Below are 17126 nucleotides of genomic sequence, written 5' to 3'. Positions count from 1 at the left end.
GCCTCAAAACGCCTTGCTCTTTTCCAAATTGAGCTTTGTATATCAACTCTTCATTTCACAGGAGTATATTTACTTTTAATGTCTTTTCGAAAATATATCTTTTTACTGTTTATAGTTTTTCTGGTTCAAGGTTGTAGCAGTATTAAAGAATCTAGTGATACTACATTACTTTCTACCACTTCATCTCAATTAAAGCAAAAATATAAAATCAGCCATGCGGATTTAGTAGTACAGTATGATTTAACAAACAAAAATAGCAAATGTATATATGCAAAAAACTTAGGTCTAATAATTAATAATCCTAAACAGAATAAGATTTTTTTACAAAAATTCCATAATAAAAACCCGGCAGAATTTAATAAAGCAGCCGAAATAAAAATAGCTGATATAAAGGCAATTGTAACAAAACTAAATTCAAAATATAAGTTTCTCTCTAAACCGGAAGCTAGCTATTTTGCAAAAAAACAAACTCATAGGAATAATATCTCGAAATTAACCAAGCTTGATAAAATAATTAGTACAATACCGCTTATGATGCCGGAATATGAGCCGAAAATTACTAGCCATTACGGAATTAGAAAAAGTCCTCATAAAAAGAAAAGAAAAAAGAAATGTTTCCATAGCGGTATTGATTTACAAGCTAAAAAAGCAGCGCCGATATATGCAGCGGCAAGCGGAATTGTTATAAAAGCGGCAAGAGCACCTGATTACGGGAATTTTGTTGAGATTAAACATGGACGCAAATTGGTTACGAAATATGCTCATTTAAAGGAAATGTCAGTCAAGGAAGGAAATAAAATTAAGCGAGGTCAATTTATCGGTATACAAGGAAGAACCGGTAATGCAACGGGTGAACATTTGCATTTTGAAATTCTACTAGACAATAAAGCAATTAATCCTTTTGATTTTATTTTTAACTGCCGTAAATGTTAAATTATGATCAAACTTTTATATCCTAAATTTTGGCAGAAGCGAAATATTATAGCTTATTTGCTTTTACCTATAAGCTTGATATATCAATTTTTAGGCTATTTACGAGCTAGTTTAGCACGTCCTATTATATTGCCTGCTAAAGTTATTTGTGTCGGTAATTGTAGCGTAGGAGGTACGGGTAAGACGCAGATAGTAATGTATCTAGCCAAATTACTAAAAGTTAGAAATGTAAGTTTTGTAATAGTAACTAAGGCTTATGGTAGTAACCTTAAAAGTGCAACTACCATACATCAAGGACATACAGCATTAGAGGTAGGAGATGAGGGAGTAATACTTGCAAAGCATGGAACAGTTATTGCTACTAAAAATATTAAAGAGATTTTACCGTTAATTAACGAGCTTAAACCTGATATAATAATAGTTGATGATTTCCTACAAAATCCTTATGTTCATAAAGATTTTACTATAGTTTCAGTAGATAGCCAAAGGCTTTTCGGCAACGGCTTTCTAATTCCTGCCGGTCCTTTAAGGCAGTATCCAAATAAAGCCCTTGATGCAGCTGATTTAATTTTTTTAGTCAGTAGCACCAATGATAAAATACCGAATATTTTAACTTCTTATGTCAATAAGTTAATAAAAGCTCAAATAGTTCCTTCAAATAATATAGATAAAACTAAAAATTATTTTGCTTTTAGTGGCATCGGTAATCCTGAGCGTTTCTTTTCGACTTTAAAAAATTACGGATTAAATATAACCGGTTACAAAATTTTTCCTGATCATTATAATTATTTACAAGCAGATTTAGAAAATTTATATTCATTAGCTAAAGAGCATAACGCTACCTTAATTACTACAAGAAAAGATCACGTTAAGTTTAATGATTTAAATAATAATATTGTCTGTCTAGATGTAGAACTATCTATAAACAACCCTGATTTATTAAATGAAAAAATTTTTAAAAAAGCTCAGATATTTAATTGAGTATTTTATCGTCGTTATATTCCTTAAAGTAATAGGAATATTCGGTGTAGATAAAGCAGCAGATATTTGTAGTTTTATAGCAAGAAAAGTTGGTATATTATTTGCCGTTAATAAAATTGCTAGACGAAATATTAAAGCAGTATTCGGCGATATGTGTGATGTTGAAAAAATCATAGATCAGACTTGGGATAATTTTGGCAGATTTATCGGTGAATTTACATATGTCGACAAGATGGATGAAGCCGAGTTAGAGCGTAGAATCGAAATGATCGGCATAGAAAATATTAAAAAACTTGAAGGACAACCCTTTTTATTATTTAGCGGTCACTTTGCCAATTGGGATATTAGTCTTAAGATTCTTCATAAATCTTATCCGAAAGTTGCCGTAATTTATCGTAAAGCAAATAACCCGTATGTTAACAAGTTGGTTAATGAAAGCCGTGCCGGTGATAAATTAAGACTTATACCAAAAGGTCCTGAAGGTAGCAGAGCTTTAGTTAGGGCTATCAAGGAGGGTGAATCTATTGTTATGCTTGTTGATCAAAAAATGAACGATGGAATTGAAGTGCCTTTTTTAGGGCACCCTGCTATGACTGCAAACGCCATTGCTAAAATTGCTTTGCAGTATAAATATCCAATTATACCTTGCCAAATCATTAGAACTAAAGGCAGTTATTTTAAAGTAATAGTTCACCCGCAATTAAAGTTTGAGCAAACCGGTGATAATAAAGTTGATTGCTATAATATTATGCTTAATATTAATCAAATGCTAGGAGAATGGGTTAAGCAAAATCCTTCTCAATGGTTCTGGTTTCATAATAGATGGAAAAAATAAAACGTCATTGTGAGCGATTAAACGGTCTCATACGCTCGGTGTCATACCGTGGCTTGACCACGGTATCCAGTCTTTTTTAATTTTTTTTGGATCCCCCGTGGTCAAGCCACGGGATGACAGCGGTGGAATTGATCCATGTAACAACATTTAAGAAAGCATAGTCCGTAATTTTTCAAGTACCTCTTGAGCGTGATTTTTAGCATTTACCGACCGCCAAATATGCTTAACTATGCCTTCCTTATCAAGTAAAAACGTAGCTCTATCAATGCCCATATATTTTTTACCGAACATTGATTTTTCTATCCATATCCCTAATTGTTCACATAAATTTGAATTTGCATCAGAGGCTAAATCAAATCCTAAACTATATTTTTCTTTAAATTTATCATGAGAGTCAAGCTTATCTTTGGATACTCCGATAATTACCGTATTAAGTTTATCAAATTCCGGTTTTAGCTTGTTAAAATCTTGTGCTTCAATAGTACATCCAGGTGTATCGTCTTTCGGATAAAAATATAATACTATGAATTTTCCTTTTAAATCCGATAGTTTAATTATTTTATCTTTACCTATGTGTAAAGATAAATCAGGAACTTTTTTTCCTAGTTCTAATGTCATAAAATCCTCAAAGTTATTTGATACAAATAACTATATATTAAATATGTATTTTTTAAAATTGCTTTTTAAAGTTATATTATTTATGATTCTGATATAACACCTAAGTTTAATTTTTATTAACTATTTTCAAAAAGAGGTTTTATGAGAACTATAGGGGAAGCACTTGAAGAATTACATAATAATCTTAAAGGTTCTGTTAAAATTATTACTGCCGATTTTAATAAAAATGTCATGAAGTGGCGGATAAATTATCCGTTAAAATTAATGATTTAGAGAAATATGCTAAGGATAGTAAAGATCATTCTTTAGAAACTATAAAAGAGCAATATAAAAATTTAACTAAAGAGTTGCAGGATTATCAGAAAATTAAAGATGATAAAGTAGAAGAATATAGACAAACTCTTGTAAAAAAACTTGATGATTTAAGTAAAAAAATTGAACAATATAATAATAAACATAAGTAATTGGATAATATAATGAAAAAAATCTTAATAACACTAGGGGCTACCGCTACATTATTATTAACACCTAGCATTTTTGCAGATTCGCCTACCAAGGATGAAACAAAAGCAAATGAAGTGCAAACTGAAGAAGTAGCTACAAGCAGTACAAAAACAATTACCGAAAACTTACAGGAATTAAAAGACAATTTAACAAACCTAGCACAAACGGGAGCCGATAAATTTAATCAGACCTTAAGCAATACTTATGATCAGATAGCCCAAAGCGTTGCAGAGATAAAAAAGAATGTGAAAGATCAGAAAGATAAAAAAGGTGAAGAACTGCAAAAATCTATAGATGATGTAAAAGCAAAAATGGAAGATTATAAAAAAGCAGAAAGCAAGAAGCAAGAAAAAATACGTCAGTACCTAGTGGATAAATTAGAAGAGCTAAATAAAAATATTAATGATTAATGAATATAATAATGATAAAGAAAAAGCAGATTCGTAATTTTTTAACGTCATTGCGAGGAGATGCGTAGCATCGACGCGGCAATCTCATAAAGTAGGATAAACTCCTGAGATTGCTTCGTCGAAACTTATAGTTTCTCCTCGCAATGACTGCGGACAATATACCCTTAAAAATCGGTATTATTTATGACTATTACCAAAGAAAAAATTGCAGCTATGGTTAAGCTCCAAATTGGGTTTTTCAAATAATTTATGTGAAGAAATAGTTAATACGGTTTTTTCTAACATTTTAGAAATAGCAAAGAAACAAAAATTAACTTTAAAGAATTTCGGTAGCTTTGAGGTTAAACAAAAAAATCTACGTCCCGGAATAAATTTTCATACCAAATCATCGGTAATTATAGAATCAAAAAAGAATTTACGTTTTGTCCCTTCTTCCAAATTACCTTTAGAAGCAAGTTATGCAAAAAGTCTAACAAAAAATATTATACTGCTAATGATATTGATTTACTTCAAAAATCTTGCTGCAAAACGAGTTATACGAAGATTAACTTGGAAAAGAGCGAGGAGTCTGTAAGACGAGGAGCGGAGCATACAGAAGTACGTGAGCATCCGAGGGCTTACAAAGACGACTCAGCCAATTTTTCAAGTTCATCGAGTAGAATCGATGTATTACTTACCAATTTTCATAATTTATCTCTTCAAATAAAAAAAATTCTTGCCGATTCCTCGATGACTTGCGTATAGTACTTGTCATATCACGTTTTAAAGAAAGGAGCATATTATGACAATAAGACAAATGGTAAAGCCGGTAATTATAGGTATATCCGGTCCTGAATTAACCGATGCCGAAAGAGAATTATTTGAAGAGCATAATCCTTTAGGTGTAATTTTATTCCGTCGTAATATTAGAAAGAATGATAACGGTGAGCAGGATAAAGAAGCCCTTATTAAGCTTATTGCAGATATAAAAGAAGTATTAGGGGAAAATACTATCATCTCTATAGATCAAGAGGGTGGTAGGGTAAAAAGGCTCATAGCACCGACTTTTTATGACGCTCCGGCTGCTCAAACTTTCGTTGATATGCAAGAGTGCAAACAAAACTATAGCAATATAGGCAAAGAGCTAAGAGAAGTAGGCATTAATCTAGATTTTGCACCGGTAGCGGATTTGATCCACGAAGGAGCAGACAAGATAGTCGGGGATAGAAGTTTTGGCTCAGAGCCGGAAGTAGTCGTACCTTTATGTTTAGCTGCTATAGACGGATTACAAGAAGAGAAAGTCGCAGCTTGCATTAAGCATATTCCTGGTCATGGTAGAGCTACGGTGGATAGCCATAAAAAATTACCGATTGTTGATGCTGGTATAGAAGAGTTAGAAAAAACAGATTTTAAAGTATTTAAGGAGCTAGCGAAGCACGATAATATTAAGCTTGCTATGACGGCACATATAATTTACAAAGCTCTTGATCCAAACAACCCCGCAACTCTATCCAGAATAGTTATCGATTATATTAAAAATAATATTGGTTTTAAAGGGCTTATTATTTCCGATGCAATAGATATGAAAGCTTTAAGCGGTAGTATGGCAGATATTACCAAAGGAGTTTTAGATGCAGGCATAGATATAGTGCTTGAATGTACCGGAGAATTTAACAAAATGTCTGAAGTTTTAGGGTGTGTTTCGGAAGGTTCTATAGATAAATTTTCTGACTTGTTTATTTGCTGAATGCTATTATTTATTTAATGTCATACCGCGGCTTGACCGCGGTATCTTAGGACACAGTCTGTGATGCAAGATCCCGTGGTCGTTAGAGCCACGGGATGATAACGGAACTGCACAACGGCAGGTATTTAGCCGTAAAATGGCTATTAAGGAGCTTATTCAATTAATCTAAGTTAAAATTAATTAAACAATTATATTGAAAAAATTTATTTTTACTATTAATCTGTTTTTTAATTTTTTGTTAAAGAATTAATTTTATAAATTACTTGAATAGTATTATGAACAGTCTTGTGGATTTAAGTTCTAAAAGCTATAGGTAATATTTACTAAGAATAGAGATATATAGAATTTTAGGTAGCAGGAGGGGATTTGATTTGTGATATTATTAATCTGCTTAAAGAAGATTTAAATAAAGCGGATATAGAAAATGAGATATATATGCGTCTTAAAGAACCTTATTCTGTTTTAAAAAAGATGAAAAGGAAAGAAGTGCCGATTGATGCATTGAAAGACTTAATTGCATGTAGGATTATAGTTAAATCTAAAGCTCTATGCTATAATGCTTTGGACGTAGTTAAGAGTTCTCCGCATTTAGATTGGTTATACACCAAAGATTATATCAATAGACCAAAAAGCAACGGCTATCAGTCTCTTCATAATATAATGCAGCTTTTACACTCTAAGCGTAATTTTGAAATACAGATAAGAAGTGAAGATATGCATAAAGATGCCGAACTTGGTAGAGCGGCTCATTTAAATTACAAAGAAGAACAAGACCTTCATTTGAAAAAAGTTTTTGACGTTACTAATGACACGATACTTTCTAAAGCACGTCAAATGGTGAAACAATTTGAAGGATTAGAAGAGCAAATTGTAGAATATGAAAAAGAAATTATGTGTATTTGGCATACTAAATACGACGAAATGCTAAAATGGGAAAATACTGCTGAAGTGCTAATATTTAACGAAGAGTAGTTTTCTCGTCATTGCGAGCAGGCATTGCCAGCGTAACACCGCCTCGTCATTGCGAGCGACCGTAGGGAGCATGGCAATCTCGTTAAATATCCTAAGATTGCTTCGTCAAAACTTGCAGTTTTTCCTCGCAATGACAACCCCGAGACCACGGAAGGAATGATATAGTTGTGATAAAAATATAACAGTTATTAAAACTTTATAAAAAAACTACGGCGACGCTTGTAATTATATACAATATATATTATACTCAGCCCGTAGTTTAGAAACTATTGAAACAAAATATTAGGTTATTTCCTTATCAAATGTGGGGTATCTTGACTCAAGTTTGATAAGTTTGTTTTAATACTAGATACTAAATTTTAACTTAAATATAGGAAAAAAATTATGGCTCAAAAACCAAATTTTCTAAAAAAATTAATTTCCGCAGGATTGGTAACTGCTTCTACAGCTACCATAGTGGCCGGTTCTGCAGGCTCAGCTATGGGTGCTTTATTATCTACTAATGGTAATACAACTCTTAATGCTCCTGCTAACTGGAATCCAGCACAGGCTCCTGTTGCTGGTGATACTCTTAGAATTGCTAATAATGGTAATCAAGTTACCTTAGATTCTGTAGGGTTTAACGTAGCTGCTCTCATAATCGATACAGGTGGTAATGCAGGAGCTGTAACATTAAGTAAATCATTAAACATTGGTTCTATCGTAGGAGTAGGAGGTGCTGATTTAGCTAATATTACTGTCAATCAAGCAGGTCAACTCTTAACTTTGACAGGTACACAAGGTCTAGGTGCTGCGGCTAATCAAGTCAATATTTATAATGGTTTAGGTGCAATCGATTTCGCTAATCTTGCTTTCACATTAAACTTTAATCCTGCAGATACTACTAACGGTATTATACTTGGTGCTAATGCTAAGATTGCTAATGCAGCTAAGGCTGGTGCTGTTTTAAATGTCACTAATGCCGGTAGCGGCATTGGTAACCAAGCTAAAGGTTTAGAAGTACAGGATAATAGTTTTGCTGCTGTTAAAACTCTTAATGTTAACGATGAAAGCCTTTTACGTTTTAATTCAAATTCTGATGGAGCAGGTAATGTTAATTTAACATTACAAAACGATGGTAATGTTATAAATCTTCAAGGTAGCGGTACATTGCATCTTCTTGCTAAAGCAGGTGGTAACGGTAATGCTGCCAATTTTCTTGTCCTTAATGGTACTACACTTGGTGGTGGTGCAGGTGACGGTGGAGATAATAATGGTATAATACATTTTGATACTACAGCTGTAGCTGGTACATTTGGTACTACTGCTCCAGGTCTTACTGCAGTAGTTGGTACAAATAATGCAAATCGTGCTCAGCAATTTATTGTTACTGCTGTCGGTGGAAATAATGCTACAATTACAAACCAAATTTTTGCTAAAAATGTAACAGTTAACGGTGGTACTAGTACTTTCCAACAACAAGTTGATGTAGGTAACGGTGGTAGTACAACTTTCAAAGCAGCTTCTACAACTACAATGACTATTTCTTCAACACTTGGTGCTGTTGATTTTGGTAATACTGCCTCACAAATTATAGTTGCTGCTGCTAATGCTCCGACTCTTACAGGTAATTTTACAGGTGATGCGAGCAATGCCGGTAACACTGCAGGTGTAATAACTTTCCTCGGTGCCGGTACTTTAAACAGTGCGAATGCAAATACTCCGGTGACAAATAAGATTACGGCAATCGAAGCTAGTGCTGCTGGGATTGTTAATTTATCAGGAACACATACTGCCGAGTTACGTTTAGGAAATGCCGGTTCTATCTTTAAACTTGCCGACGATACAGTTATCACCGGTAATGTTAACCAAACTGCTCTTATTGGCGGTGCTCTTGCCGGTGGTGCTATTCAGTTAGATGGAAGTGCTACAATTACCGGTGATATAGGTAATGGTGGTGGTAATGCTGCGTTACAAGGGATTATTTTAGCTGGTGATGCTTCAAAAACATTAACACTTGGTGGAGCAAATATTATCGGCGCTGCCGGTGGAGCGATTAATTTCCAAGATGGTGGTACTATTAAATTAACAAGTACTCAAAATAATATTTTAGTTGATTTTGATTTAGCTATAAATACTGATCAAACAGGCGTTGTTGATGCGAGTAGCCTAACAAATGCTCAAACTTTAACTATTAGCGGTGATATCGGTATTATTGGAGCTAATAAAGCTAATAATAAAACTCTTGGACAATTTAATATCGGCTCAAGCAAAACAGCTTTAAATGACGGTGATGTTGCTATTAACGAGTTAGTTATTGGAAATAACGGTTCAGTACAATTCGCTCATAATGCTTACTTAATAACAAAAACTACAAATGCTGCAAATCAAGGTAAAATAATATTTAATCCTGTTGGAGCTAATAATACAATTCTTGCAGCCGGTACAAATTTAGGTAGCGCTGCAAAGCCACTTGCAGAGATTAATTTTGCACCTGCTATAAACACTATATTAAATGTAGGTCAAGGTGTTAATTTATACGCCACTAACATTACTACTGCTGCTGCTAACATGGGTTCTTTCAGCTTTAAGGCAGGTGGAACAAATATAGTAAGCGGTACAGTCGGTGGACAGCAAGGTAATAAGCTTAATACTGTAACATTAGATAACGGTACTACTGCTAAGTTCTTAGGTAACGCAACATTTAACGGTGAAACTACAATTGAAGGTGATTCTACCTTACAAATCGGTGGTAACTATACTGCGGACTTTGTCGCATCTGCCGATGGTACCGGTATAGTAGAATTCGTTAACACCGGTCCTATTACCGTAACATTAAGCAAACAAGCTGCACCTGTTAATGCTGTAGAACAAATAACAGTTTCCGGCCCCGGTAACATAGTGATTAATGAGATAGGTAATGCAGGTAATGAGCATGGTATGGCGACTGATACAATTTCTTTTGAAAATGCAAGTTTAGGTGCAGCTTTATTCTTACCTAGCGGCATCCCATTCAACGATGCAGGCAACGCAGTTCCTTTAACAATTAAAAGTACCGTAGGTAATAATGGTCCAGCAGGTAACTTTAATGTTCCTGTTGTAGTCGTATCAGATGTGGATAGTGTAATCGCTGACGATCAAGTAATCGGTGATCAAAATAATATTGTAGGTCTAAGTCTTGGAAGCGATAATGGTATTGCTGTTAATACTACTACATTATATGCAGGTATAGGAACTATAAAAAATAATCAAGGTACTGTAATTCTTAGCGGCGGTATTCCTAATACCCCTGGTACGATTTATGGCTTAGGTATAGAGAATGGTACTCCAAAGTTAAAGCAAGTAACGTTTACTACAGACTATAACAACTTAGGTAGTATTATTGCAACTAACGCAACAATTAATGACGGTGTAACTGTTACTACAGGCGGTATAGCCGGAACAGATTTCGACGGTAAAATTACTCTTGGAAGTGTTAACGGTAACGCTAATGTAAGATTTGCTGACGGTACATTTTCTGATCCTACAAGTATGATTGTTACTACTAAAGCTAATAACGGTACCGTAACTTATTTAGGTGATGCGTATGTTGGTAATATAGGTGCTTCAGGTACTCCTGTAGCTTCTGTTAAGTTTACAGGTAATGATAATGGTGCAGGATTACAAGGAAATATTTATTCACAAGTCACAGACTTTGGTACTTATGGCTTAGATGTTTTAAATTCTAATGTAATTTTAGGCGGCGGTACTATTGCTATTAACGGTGAAATCGATCTTGATACAAATATTTTAACATTTGCAAGCGGTACTTCAACATGGGGAAGCAATACTTCTATTGAAACTACTTTAACAGTAGCAAACGGTAATATAGGTCACATCGTTATCGCGGAAGGTGCTCAAGTTAATGCAACAACTACAGGAACAACAACCATTAACGTACAAGATAATGCCAATACAAATTTCAGTGGTACACAAACTTATACTTTAATTCAAGGTGGTGCTAGGTTTAGCGGTACTTTAGGAGGTCCTAACTTTGCTGTAACCGGAGATAATCGTTTCATAAAATACGGTTTAATACGTGATGCTAACCAAGATTATGTAATAACACGTACTAACAATGCAGCAAATGTAGTTACTAATGATATTGCAGGTAGCCAATTTGCAGGTGCACCGGGTATAGGTCAGAACATTACAACATTTGTAAATGCAACTAATACTGCAGCATATAATAATCTTCTTTTAGCTAAAAATAGTGCTGATTCTGCTAACTTTGTCGGAGCTATCGTTACCGATACAAGTGCGGCCGTAACTAATGTACAATTAAATGTAGTAAAAGATATCCAAGCTCAACTTAGTAACAGATTAGGTGCTCTTAGATATTTAGGTACTCCTGAAACTGCTGAAATGGCTGGACCTGAAGCTGGAGCAGTACCGGCTGCGGTTGCTGCAGGTGACGGGGCTGTTGATAATGTAGCTTACGGTATATGGGCAAAACCTTTCTATACTGATGCACATCAAAGTAAGAAAGGCGGTTTAGCTGGTTATAAAGCTAAAACCACCGCTGTCCTAATCGGTTTAGATACGCTAGCTAACGATAACTTAATGATCGGTGCTGCTATCGGTATCACTAAAACTGATATAAAACACCAAGATTATAAGAAAGGTGATAAAACTAACGTTAACGGTTTCTCATTCTCTCTATACGGTGCCCAGCAGCTTGTTGAGAATTTCTTTGCTCAAGGTAGTGCAATATTTAACTTAAACCAAGTGAAGAACAAAAGTCAGCGTTACTTCTTCGATGCTAACGGTAATATGAGCAAGCAAATTGCTGCTGGTAATTACGATAACATGACATTCGGCGGTAACTTAACAGTCGGTTATGATTACAATGCAATGCAAGGTGTGTTAGTAACTCCAATGGCAGGGCTTAGCTACTTAAAGTCTTCTGACGAAAACTACAAAGAAACTGGTACAACAGTTGCAAACAAGCAGGTTAACAGCAAGTTTAGCGATAGAACCGATTTAATAGTAGGTGCTAAAGTAGCCGGCGGTACTATGAACATAACTGATCTTGCGGTATATCCGGAAGCTCACGCTTTTGTGGTTCACAAAGTAAACGGTAAATTATCTAAAACTCGGTCTGTGTTAGACGGACAAGTTACTCCGTTCATCAGCCAGCCTGACAGAACCGCTAAAACATCTTATAATTTAGGTTTAAGTGCAAGCATAAGACCTGATGCTAAGATGGAATACGGAGTCGGTTACGATGCTCAGATTGCAAGTAAATATACTGCACATCAAGGTACTCTAAAAGTCCGTGTAAACTTCTAATCGCTCCCGATTAGCAAGTTTATAAGTTCCTTAAGAAAAAAGCTCTCTTTGAAAAAAAGGGGCTTTTTTTATTCTATATCCCAATTTTTGTTTATCCTCGTAGAGCATTGTTGTGTGGATACCGAGTCGTCATTGCGAGCAACCGTAGACCTTGTTGCATGGATCGGTTTTTCTCCTGTCATCCCGCGATTTGATCGCGGGATCCAGGAAAAATAGACTAATGTACATTATAAGTTGTTTTTATGGACCCCGTGGTCAAGCCACGGGGTGACACAGTGGGTTTTGCCGCTCCACGCAACAATACCTTCTCGCAATGACGTAAAAGCCGAACCACGTAACATAGTATACTAACACTTCGCCAAACCTAACTCAAAATTTTTATTGACTTTTAGTCGAAAAGATATAAAGCTTTACAGCTAAAAATTTAAAATTAATAAATATTATGAAAAAATATATATTAGTGATTATTATGCTTCTAATAAGCGGAAGTATATTTGCTCAAAGTCAAATATCTAATTTAGTTGTACCGGTTAGTTATTTCATAAATCATGTATCGCAATTGGAAAAGCTAAAAGAAAATCTTAATAAATATAAGCAATCTAGTGTAGTAGGGGGGTAAGCGGTATGGGTAAAACGCAGCTTGCTAGAATGTACGCTTATGAAAATAAAGATAACTATAACATAATTTGGTTTATTGATTGTAATCTAAATATAGAGCAGCAATTACTTAAATTATCTAAAGCTATTAATATTGGGGTAAAATCACCGGTGATTTCAGAAGATATGGCAGTGATGAGGAAAGATTTAATGGTTTATCTAGCAAGTAAAGATAAATGGTTATTGGTATTTGATAATTTAAAAATAGGCGAGAATAAGAAAATAGAGGATTTTATTAATTGGGAATATAATGGTAATATTATATTTTGTTCCCAAGACGCTGAATTATTGTCTAACATAATCAAAGCAAACGCTTTCACTAAGCCGGAAGCTGCATTACTTGCAAAAAATATATTGGAAAATAAAAATCCGGAATTAATAAATTTTTTGACTCAAGAATTTGGAGGTTATCCGATTCTCGTAGTTCAAGGAGCACAAATATTAAATCAAATACAAGGTTTGAACTTAGAAGAATACAAGAAAAAGATAAAAGCCTCTAAGGATAAAATTGAGCTAAATATAAAACTTGTTAGCAATGAATTAAAGCCTAGTGCCAAGAGATTACTAGATGGGATAGTATTGCTTAATAATCAAAGTTTTTCAAAAGAATTATTAAATTCTATTACTGAAGATAAGAATAGTCTAGACGATGATATTTATCAGCTTTCTAAATTTGCTTTGATCTCTAATATTGAGCCTAATGAAGTTAATCCGATATTTGAAATGCATGATGTTATAGCTGAAAAAATATTACAAATAAATGAAGATAAAGGAAATAAAGAATATCTTGAACGTAGTGTTACTAATCTTTTAAGTTCTATACCTAAAAGTTTATAAAGGGGCATATTTTTAGAAATGCTAAAACTATATCGGATAATATTGAAATAATTACAAAAAATGCAGAAAAATACGATATATCGATATATAAAATTTTAGAGTTAAAATTAAATTTATTAATACAATATGCTAATTCTTCCGATTTATATAACTCAAAAAAATTAGTAAATTGGTTTGATAAAAACGATCAAAAAGGTAAATTTAAATTATGGACAATGAATAATGAAGAAAAATTTGCTTATGCTGCATATTTAGGACGCATAGGATGGTATTATAGAACTTGGTTGGATCCTAAAAAAGCAATTGAATATGATACGAAAGCTAAGCAGGTATTTGATGAAGTGAAAGGATATGATTCCATAAAATGTAATATAGTTTTCGGTTAGGCTATATCCAATATTCAGCTAGGAAATCTAGAAGAAGCAGAAAAAATATCCAAATGATGGAAGATATGTTCAATCAAAATCTAGTAGATATAACTGATACGGCAACTATATATTATGCAAAATCTAAATTGTTTAGTATTCAAGGTAAAAATTATGAGGCCTTGAGAAGAATTGACGATAGTGTAAATACTTGTATCGAAAACGGCATGAAACCTCAAGATTTATTTCTTACCGGTTCATATCTCATTAAAGTAGATGTATTAAATAATCTTAAGAAACATCAGGAATCTCTTTCTTTATTAGAACAAATATATGATATGAATAAATCGAGTAAAAAAGAGGAAAATCAAGTATTTGGACGAATTTTTACTCAAAAATCAAGAGCAAAGCTAGGTTTAGGTGATGTTACCGAAGCTCTAGAATACGCTAAAAAAGCTAAAGCAATTTTTCTTAATGATCCAACTTAGACCTAACAAAGAGATTATTATATCACCGGATATAGATTTGGCAAAAACGTTTGTTGCTGAAGGGGATGCACTAGTGTTACTTAATCAAAATGAGGAGGCGGTAGATGCTTATGCTACTGCTGAAAATATATATTGGAATAACTATAAAGAAAATATGAAAAATGTGTATGAAATAAGTAATATGTATCTTGCAGCCGCTAAAGCTAGTTGCACTTTACCTAAGAAATTTTGGTATGAAAAATTCCGTAATAATCAAATAGAAAAATTCGGAGCTGATCATCCGAATAGTATAAAAATTTTAAACCTTAAATGTGATGGTTCACATTAGTTAGTGTTGTTGTGTGAATTCATTATTGCGTGGATCAATTCCACCTCTGTCATCCCGCGACTTGATCGCGGGATCCAGTTTAAAATACTAAAATTGTTAGTATTTTAAGTTGTTTTTCTAAATACCGTGATCAAGCCACAGTATGACACGAACGCGTTTTTTGATCCATGCAACAAAATATCACATTAGCTAGAATTTTTTCTGATTAGTGCAATAAAAAAGCCGGAAGCGGTGAGAATAATTCCAAGCCAAATAAAGCTCATCATTGGCTTGTAATATATTTTAGCATGGATTATATCGCCGTCTATATTACTTAAAACTGCGTAAAGATCATATGATAAGTAAGAGTATATATCGCTTTCTTGCGATAAACTCTTTTCAACTATATAAAGCCTATTTTCCGGTTTTAATATAGTTATATTACGGCTATCATCCTCAAGCCAAAATTCAGCGATTTGTCTATAATAATTTTTACCTTGAGCAAACTTAATATTTTGCAATGTTACTTTAAATTCGTTAAAAGTTTTACTTGTTCCTACTCTGCCGGTAAAATCCATTTCGCTTTGTAATAATGCATTCATAGTGATACTAAAGCTAATTAGTGCAAAACCGAAATGCCCAAGTATCATACTAGCGTTACTTGCTTTAAGTCTATTTCTAAAATAATTAGTTTTAACCAAAAGATAATGAACATTATGAAGCATAAGAAATATAGATGCGATTATAGTTAAAATCGATATAACACTAAATGTTACTTTTAATGATATTAAATAAGTAATTATTAGAGATAATATTAGAATTATAATATGTTTTTTAATAGAGATTCTGGTAGTAAATAATCCTATGGTACCAAGAATAGGGATAACGAATATAATAAAATTATTAACAAAAAATGTTTCACTAATAATAATAGGTTTATCGTCGAATAAAGAGTAAATTGGTGGATAAAGTGTGGCAGCTATTAGTACGATAAGGCTAAGTAGGAAGAATATATTACCGAGGAGTATGGCTTTTTCTATTGCTGTCATCCCACGGCTTGACCGCGGGATCCAAAAAACAATTGATAATACTTTTAACTGGATCCCGCGGTCAAGCCGCGGGATGACACACAATCCTCCAATCCCCATAATCAAAAATATTCCAAGCAAGTATATTCCTCTCTCAGGTGAGAATGCAAAAGAGTGAATTGAGGTAATAAAACCGGAACGTACTAAAAAAGTACTAAATATTACCAACAAAAAAGTAATGATAGATAAAATTATCGTCCAACTTTGCATGCGTCCGGTTTTTGTCGTTACAATTATAGAATGATGGAGCATAATTCCGGATAACCAAGGAAATAGTGAAATATTCTCTACCGGATCAAAAAACCAAAATCCGTCCCAGCCGAGTTCTCTATATGCCCACCAAGAACCAAGGCTAATGCCGATAGTAGTAAATAAGATACCGATATTGGAAAATGTTTTGAGAAGATGGATAAGTGTCATCCCGTGGCTTGACCGCGGTATCTCAGGACGCAATCTGTGGCACAAGGTCCCGTGGTCAAGCCACGGGATGACAGTGGTAAGTAACATAGCACAAACAATAGTAAAAGGTACTACATAGCTAACATAGCCTAAATAAAGCAGAGGAGGGTGGATGCTCAAAGCAATATCTTGTAGCATCGGGTTTAAGCCTAACCCTTCTTGAGGAACGAAAGAAAACACGTTAAAAGGATTGGAGGTAAAGTAAATAAAACTGCTAAAAAATAGTTGTATGGCTGATAATATGATAATAGATAAAAATTTAAGCCGGTTATCTTCAAGTAAAAATATATAACAGCAACTAACGATTTGTAATAAACAAAACCATAATAACATTGAGCCTTCATGGCCCGACCAACTACCGGCTATTTTATATATTAAAGGTTTTAAAGTACTGGAATTTAAGAAAACATTTTGTAGTGAAAAGTCAGAGATAATAAAAGCATAGACTAGGGTAAAAAAGGCAAGTATAGCACATGAGGCAGCTATGTAGAAGTAAATGTCATTCCCACGTAGGCGGGAATCCAGAAAAAATAATTTTACTATTGGTAAAGAAGTTAATTTTTTATATGTTATACTGGATTCCCGCCTACGCAGGAATGATAATAGTACCGACATCCCACTTAAGCACATCGTTGT

General features: G+C 33.8%; 17 protein-coding genes and 2 pseudogenes. 16 read left to right on the top strand and 3 right to left on the bottom strand.

The window, feature by feature from the left end; genetic code table 11:
• Window positions 1-78: 78 nt before the first annotated feature.
• The 3 genes from MB29_RS02950 to MB29_RS02940 are packed head-to-tail and all read left to right on the top strand — an operon-like array spanning window position 79 to window position 2749.
• Entirely contained in the window at window positions 79-933 is an 855-nt protein-coding gene (locus tag MB29_RS02950) for a M23 family metallopeptidase (RefSeq protein ID WP_032139061.1), read from the top strand.
• Between the two features lie 3 nt (window positions 934-936).
• Window positions 937-1914: a tetraacyldisaccharide 4'-kinase gene (gene lpxK, locus MB29_RS02945; RefSeq protein ID WP_032138959.1), complete on the top strand. Its 978-nt coding sequence runs from the start codon at window positions 937-939 to the stop codon at window positions 1912-1914.
• Window positions 1877-2749: a lipid A biosynthesis lauroyl acyltransferase gene (locus MB29_RS02940; protein WP_032138958.1), complete on the top strand. Its 873-nt coding sequence runs from the start codon at window positions 1877-1879 to the stop codon at window positions 2747-2749. Before lpxK ends, MB29_RS02940 begins: the two co-directional genes overlap by 38 nt.
• Before the next feature lie 27 nt (window positions 2750-2776).
• Here the strand turns inward: MB29_RS02940 and MB29_RS11410 are convergent, their stop codons facing one another.
• Window positions 2777-2896, bottom strand: coding sequence for a proline/betaine transporter (locus MB29_RS11410; RefSeq protein ID WP_215426191.1), 120 nt, complete (start codon window positions 2894-2896; stop codon window positions 2777-2779).
• On the bottom strand, window positions 2897-3367 hold the full coding sequence (gene bcp / locus MB29_RS02935) for a thioredoxin-dependent thiol peroxidase (RefSeq protein WP_008579244.1): 471 nt from the start codon (window positions 3365-3367) through the stop codon (window positions 2897-2899).
• A 141-nt stretch (window positions 3368-3508) separates the two neighbouring features.
• Between bcp and MB29_RS13380 the strand changes: the two genes are divergently transcribed.
• The 13 genes and pseudogenes from MB29_RS13380 to MB29_RS02890 all read left to right on the top strand — a co-directional run bounded on the left by MB29_RS13380 (window position 3509) and on the right by MB29_RS02890 (window position 14964).
• Entirely contained in the window at window positions 3509-3640 is a 132-nt protein-coding gene (locus MB29_RS13380; RefSeq protein ID WP_267881723.1) for a hypothetical protein, read from the top strand.
• On the top strand, window positions 3604-3831 hold the full coding sequence (locus tag MB29_RS08295; protein WP_233418890.1) for a hypothetical protein: 228 nt from the start codon (window positions 3604-3606) through the stop codon (window positions 3829-3831). Before MB29_RS13380 ends, MB29_RS08295 begins: the two co-directional genes overlap by 37 nt.
• A 12-nt stretch (window positions 3832-3843) precedes the next feature.
• Window positions 3844-4318, top strand: a pseudogene (locus MB29_RS08290) (hypothetical protein).
• 146 nt (window positions 4319-4464) lie between these two features.
• A pseudogene (locus tag MB29_RS11405) lies at window positions 4465-4756 on the top strand (HU family DNA-binding protein); the annotation flags it as partial.
• Window positions 4684-5025, top strand: a complete 342-nt coding sequence (locus MB29_RS13690) for a palindromic element RPE5 domain-containing protein (RefSeq protein ID WP_324607272.1) — start codon at window positions 4684-4686, stop codon at window positions 5023-5025. The pseudogene MB29_RS11405 and the gene MB29_RS13690, both read left to right, overlap by 73 nt.
• 37 nt (window positions 5026-5062) lie before the next feature.
• Window positions 5063-6007 carry a beta-N-acetylhexosaminidase gene (gene nagZ / locus MB29_RS02915; RefSeq protein WP_032138957.1) on the top strand — a complete coding sequence of 315 codons (945 nt, stop codon included), beginning with the start codon at window positions 5063-5065 and terminating at the stop codon, window positions 6005-6007.
• A gap of 366 nt (window positions 6008-6373) precedes the next feature.
• Window positions 6374-6979: a guanosine polyphosphate pyrophosphohydrolase gene (locus MB29_RS02910; RefSeq protein ID WP_032138956.1), complete on the top strand. Its 606-nt coding sequence runs from the start codon at window positions 6374-6376 to the stop codon at window positions 6977-6979.
• Between the two features lie 384 nt (window positions 6980-7363).
• Window positions 7364-12289 (top strand): outer membrane protein OmpB, encoded by a 4926-nt coding sequence (gene ompB, locus MB29_RS02905; RefSeq protein ID WP_032138955.1) that lies wholly within the window; start codon window positions 7364-7366, stop codon window positions 12287-12289.
• A gap of 442 nt (window positions 12290-12731) precedes the next feature.
• Window positions 12732-12908, top strand: coding sequence for a hypothetical protein (locus MB29_RS11400; protein WP_215426207.1), 177 nt, complete (start codon window positions 12732-12734; stop codon window positions 12906-12908).
• Between the two features lie 5 nt (window positions 12909-12913).
• On the top strand, window positions 12914-13783 hold the full coding sequence (locus MB29_RS08285; RefSeq protein WP_233418888.1) for a hypothetical protein: 870 nt from the start codon (window positions 12914-12916) through the stop codon (window positions 13781-13783).
• A 215-nt stretch (window positions 13784-13998) separates the two neighbouring features.
• Window positions 13999-14169 (top strand): hypothetical protein, encoded by a 171-nt coding sequence (locus tag MB29_RS12560; protein ID WP_233418887.1) that lies wholly within the window; start codon window positions 13999-14001, stop codon window positions 14167-14169.
• 65 nt (window positions 14170-14234) lie between these two features.
• Entirely contained in the window at window positions 14235-14636 is a 402-nt protein-coding gene (locus MB29_RS12555; protein WP_233418886.1) for a hypothetical protein, read from the top strand.
• Window positions 14623-14964, top strand: a complete 342-nt coding sequence (locus MB29_RS02890) for a hypothetical protein (RefSeq protein WP_233418885.1) — start codon at window positions 14623-14625, stop codon at window positions 14962-14964. The genes MB29_RS12555 and MB29_RS02890 overlap by 14 nt, the downstream gene beginning before the upstream one ends.
• A gap of 185 nt (window positions 14965-15149) precedes the next feature.
• Here MB29_RS02890 and MB29_RS14450 read toward each other — a convergent pair whose 3' ends face one another.
• A complete protein-coding gene (locus MB29_RS14450; RefSeq protein WP_410528032.1) occupies window positions 15150-17015 on the bottom strand; it encodes a heme lyase CcmF/NrfE family subunit in 1866 nt (621 codons plus the stop codon).
• Window positions 17016-17126 lie beyond the last annotated feature (111 nt).

It is taken from the genome of Rickettsia tamurae (assembly GCF_000751075.1).
GTDB classification, from domain to species: Bacteria; Pseudomonadota; Alphaproteobacteria; order Rickettsiales; family Rickettsiaceae; genus Rickettsia; species Rickettsia tamurae.
This window is presented reverse-complemented; position numbering and strand designations above follow the sequence as displayed.

Bases quoted from the DNA above. Each gene is read 5' to 3' on its own strand.
- MB29_RS02950 (WP_032139061.1), top strand. From the start codon at position 79: ATGTCTTTTCGAAAATATATCTTTTTACTGTTTATAGTTTTTCTGGTT.
- lpxK (WP_032138959.1), top strand. From the start codon at position 937: ATGATCAAACTTTTATATCCTAAATTTTGGCAGAAGCGAAATATTATA.
- MB29_RS02940 (WP_032138958.1), top strand. From the start codon at position 1,877: ATGAAAAAATTTTTAAAAAAGCTCAGATATTTAATTGAGTATTTTATC.
- MB29_RS11410 (WP_215426191.1), bottom strand. From the start codon at position 2,896: ATGTTGTTACATGGATCAATTCCACCGCTGTCATCCCGTGGCTTGACC.
- bcp (WP_008579244.1), bottom strand. From the start codon at position 3,367: ATGACATTAGAACTAGGAAAAAAAGTTCCTGATTTATCTTTACACATA.
- MB29_RS13380 (WP_267881723.1), top strand. From the start codon at position 3,509: ATGAGAACTATAGGGGAAGCACTTGAAGAATTACATAATAATCTTAAA.
- nagZ (WP_032138957.1), top strand. From the start codon at position 5,063: ATGACAATAAGACAAATGGTAAAGCCGGTAATTATAGGTATATCCGGT.
- ompB (WP_032138955.1), top strand. From the start codon at position 7,364: ATGGCTCAAAAACCAAATTTTCTAAAAAAATTAATTTCCGCAGGATTG.
- MB29_RS11400 (WP_215426207.1), top strand. From the start codon at position 12,732: ATGAAAAAATATATATTAGTGATTATTATGCTTCTAATAAGCGGAAGT.
- MB29_RS08285 (WP_233418888.1), top strand. From the start codon at position 12,914: ATGGGTAAAACGCAGCTTGCTAGAATGTACGCTTATGAAAATAAAGAT.
- MB29_RS12560 (WP_233418887.1), top strand. From the start codon at position 13,999: ATGAATAATGAAGAAAAATTTGCTTATGCTGCATATTTAGGACGCATA.
- MB29_RS12555 (WP_233418886.1), top strand. From the start codon at position 14,235: ATGTTCAATCAAAATCTAGTAGATATAACTGATACGGCAACTATATAT.
- MB29_RS02890 (WP_233418885.1), top strand. From the start codon at position 14,623: ATGATCCAACTTAGACCTAACAAAGAGATTATTATATCACCGGATATA.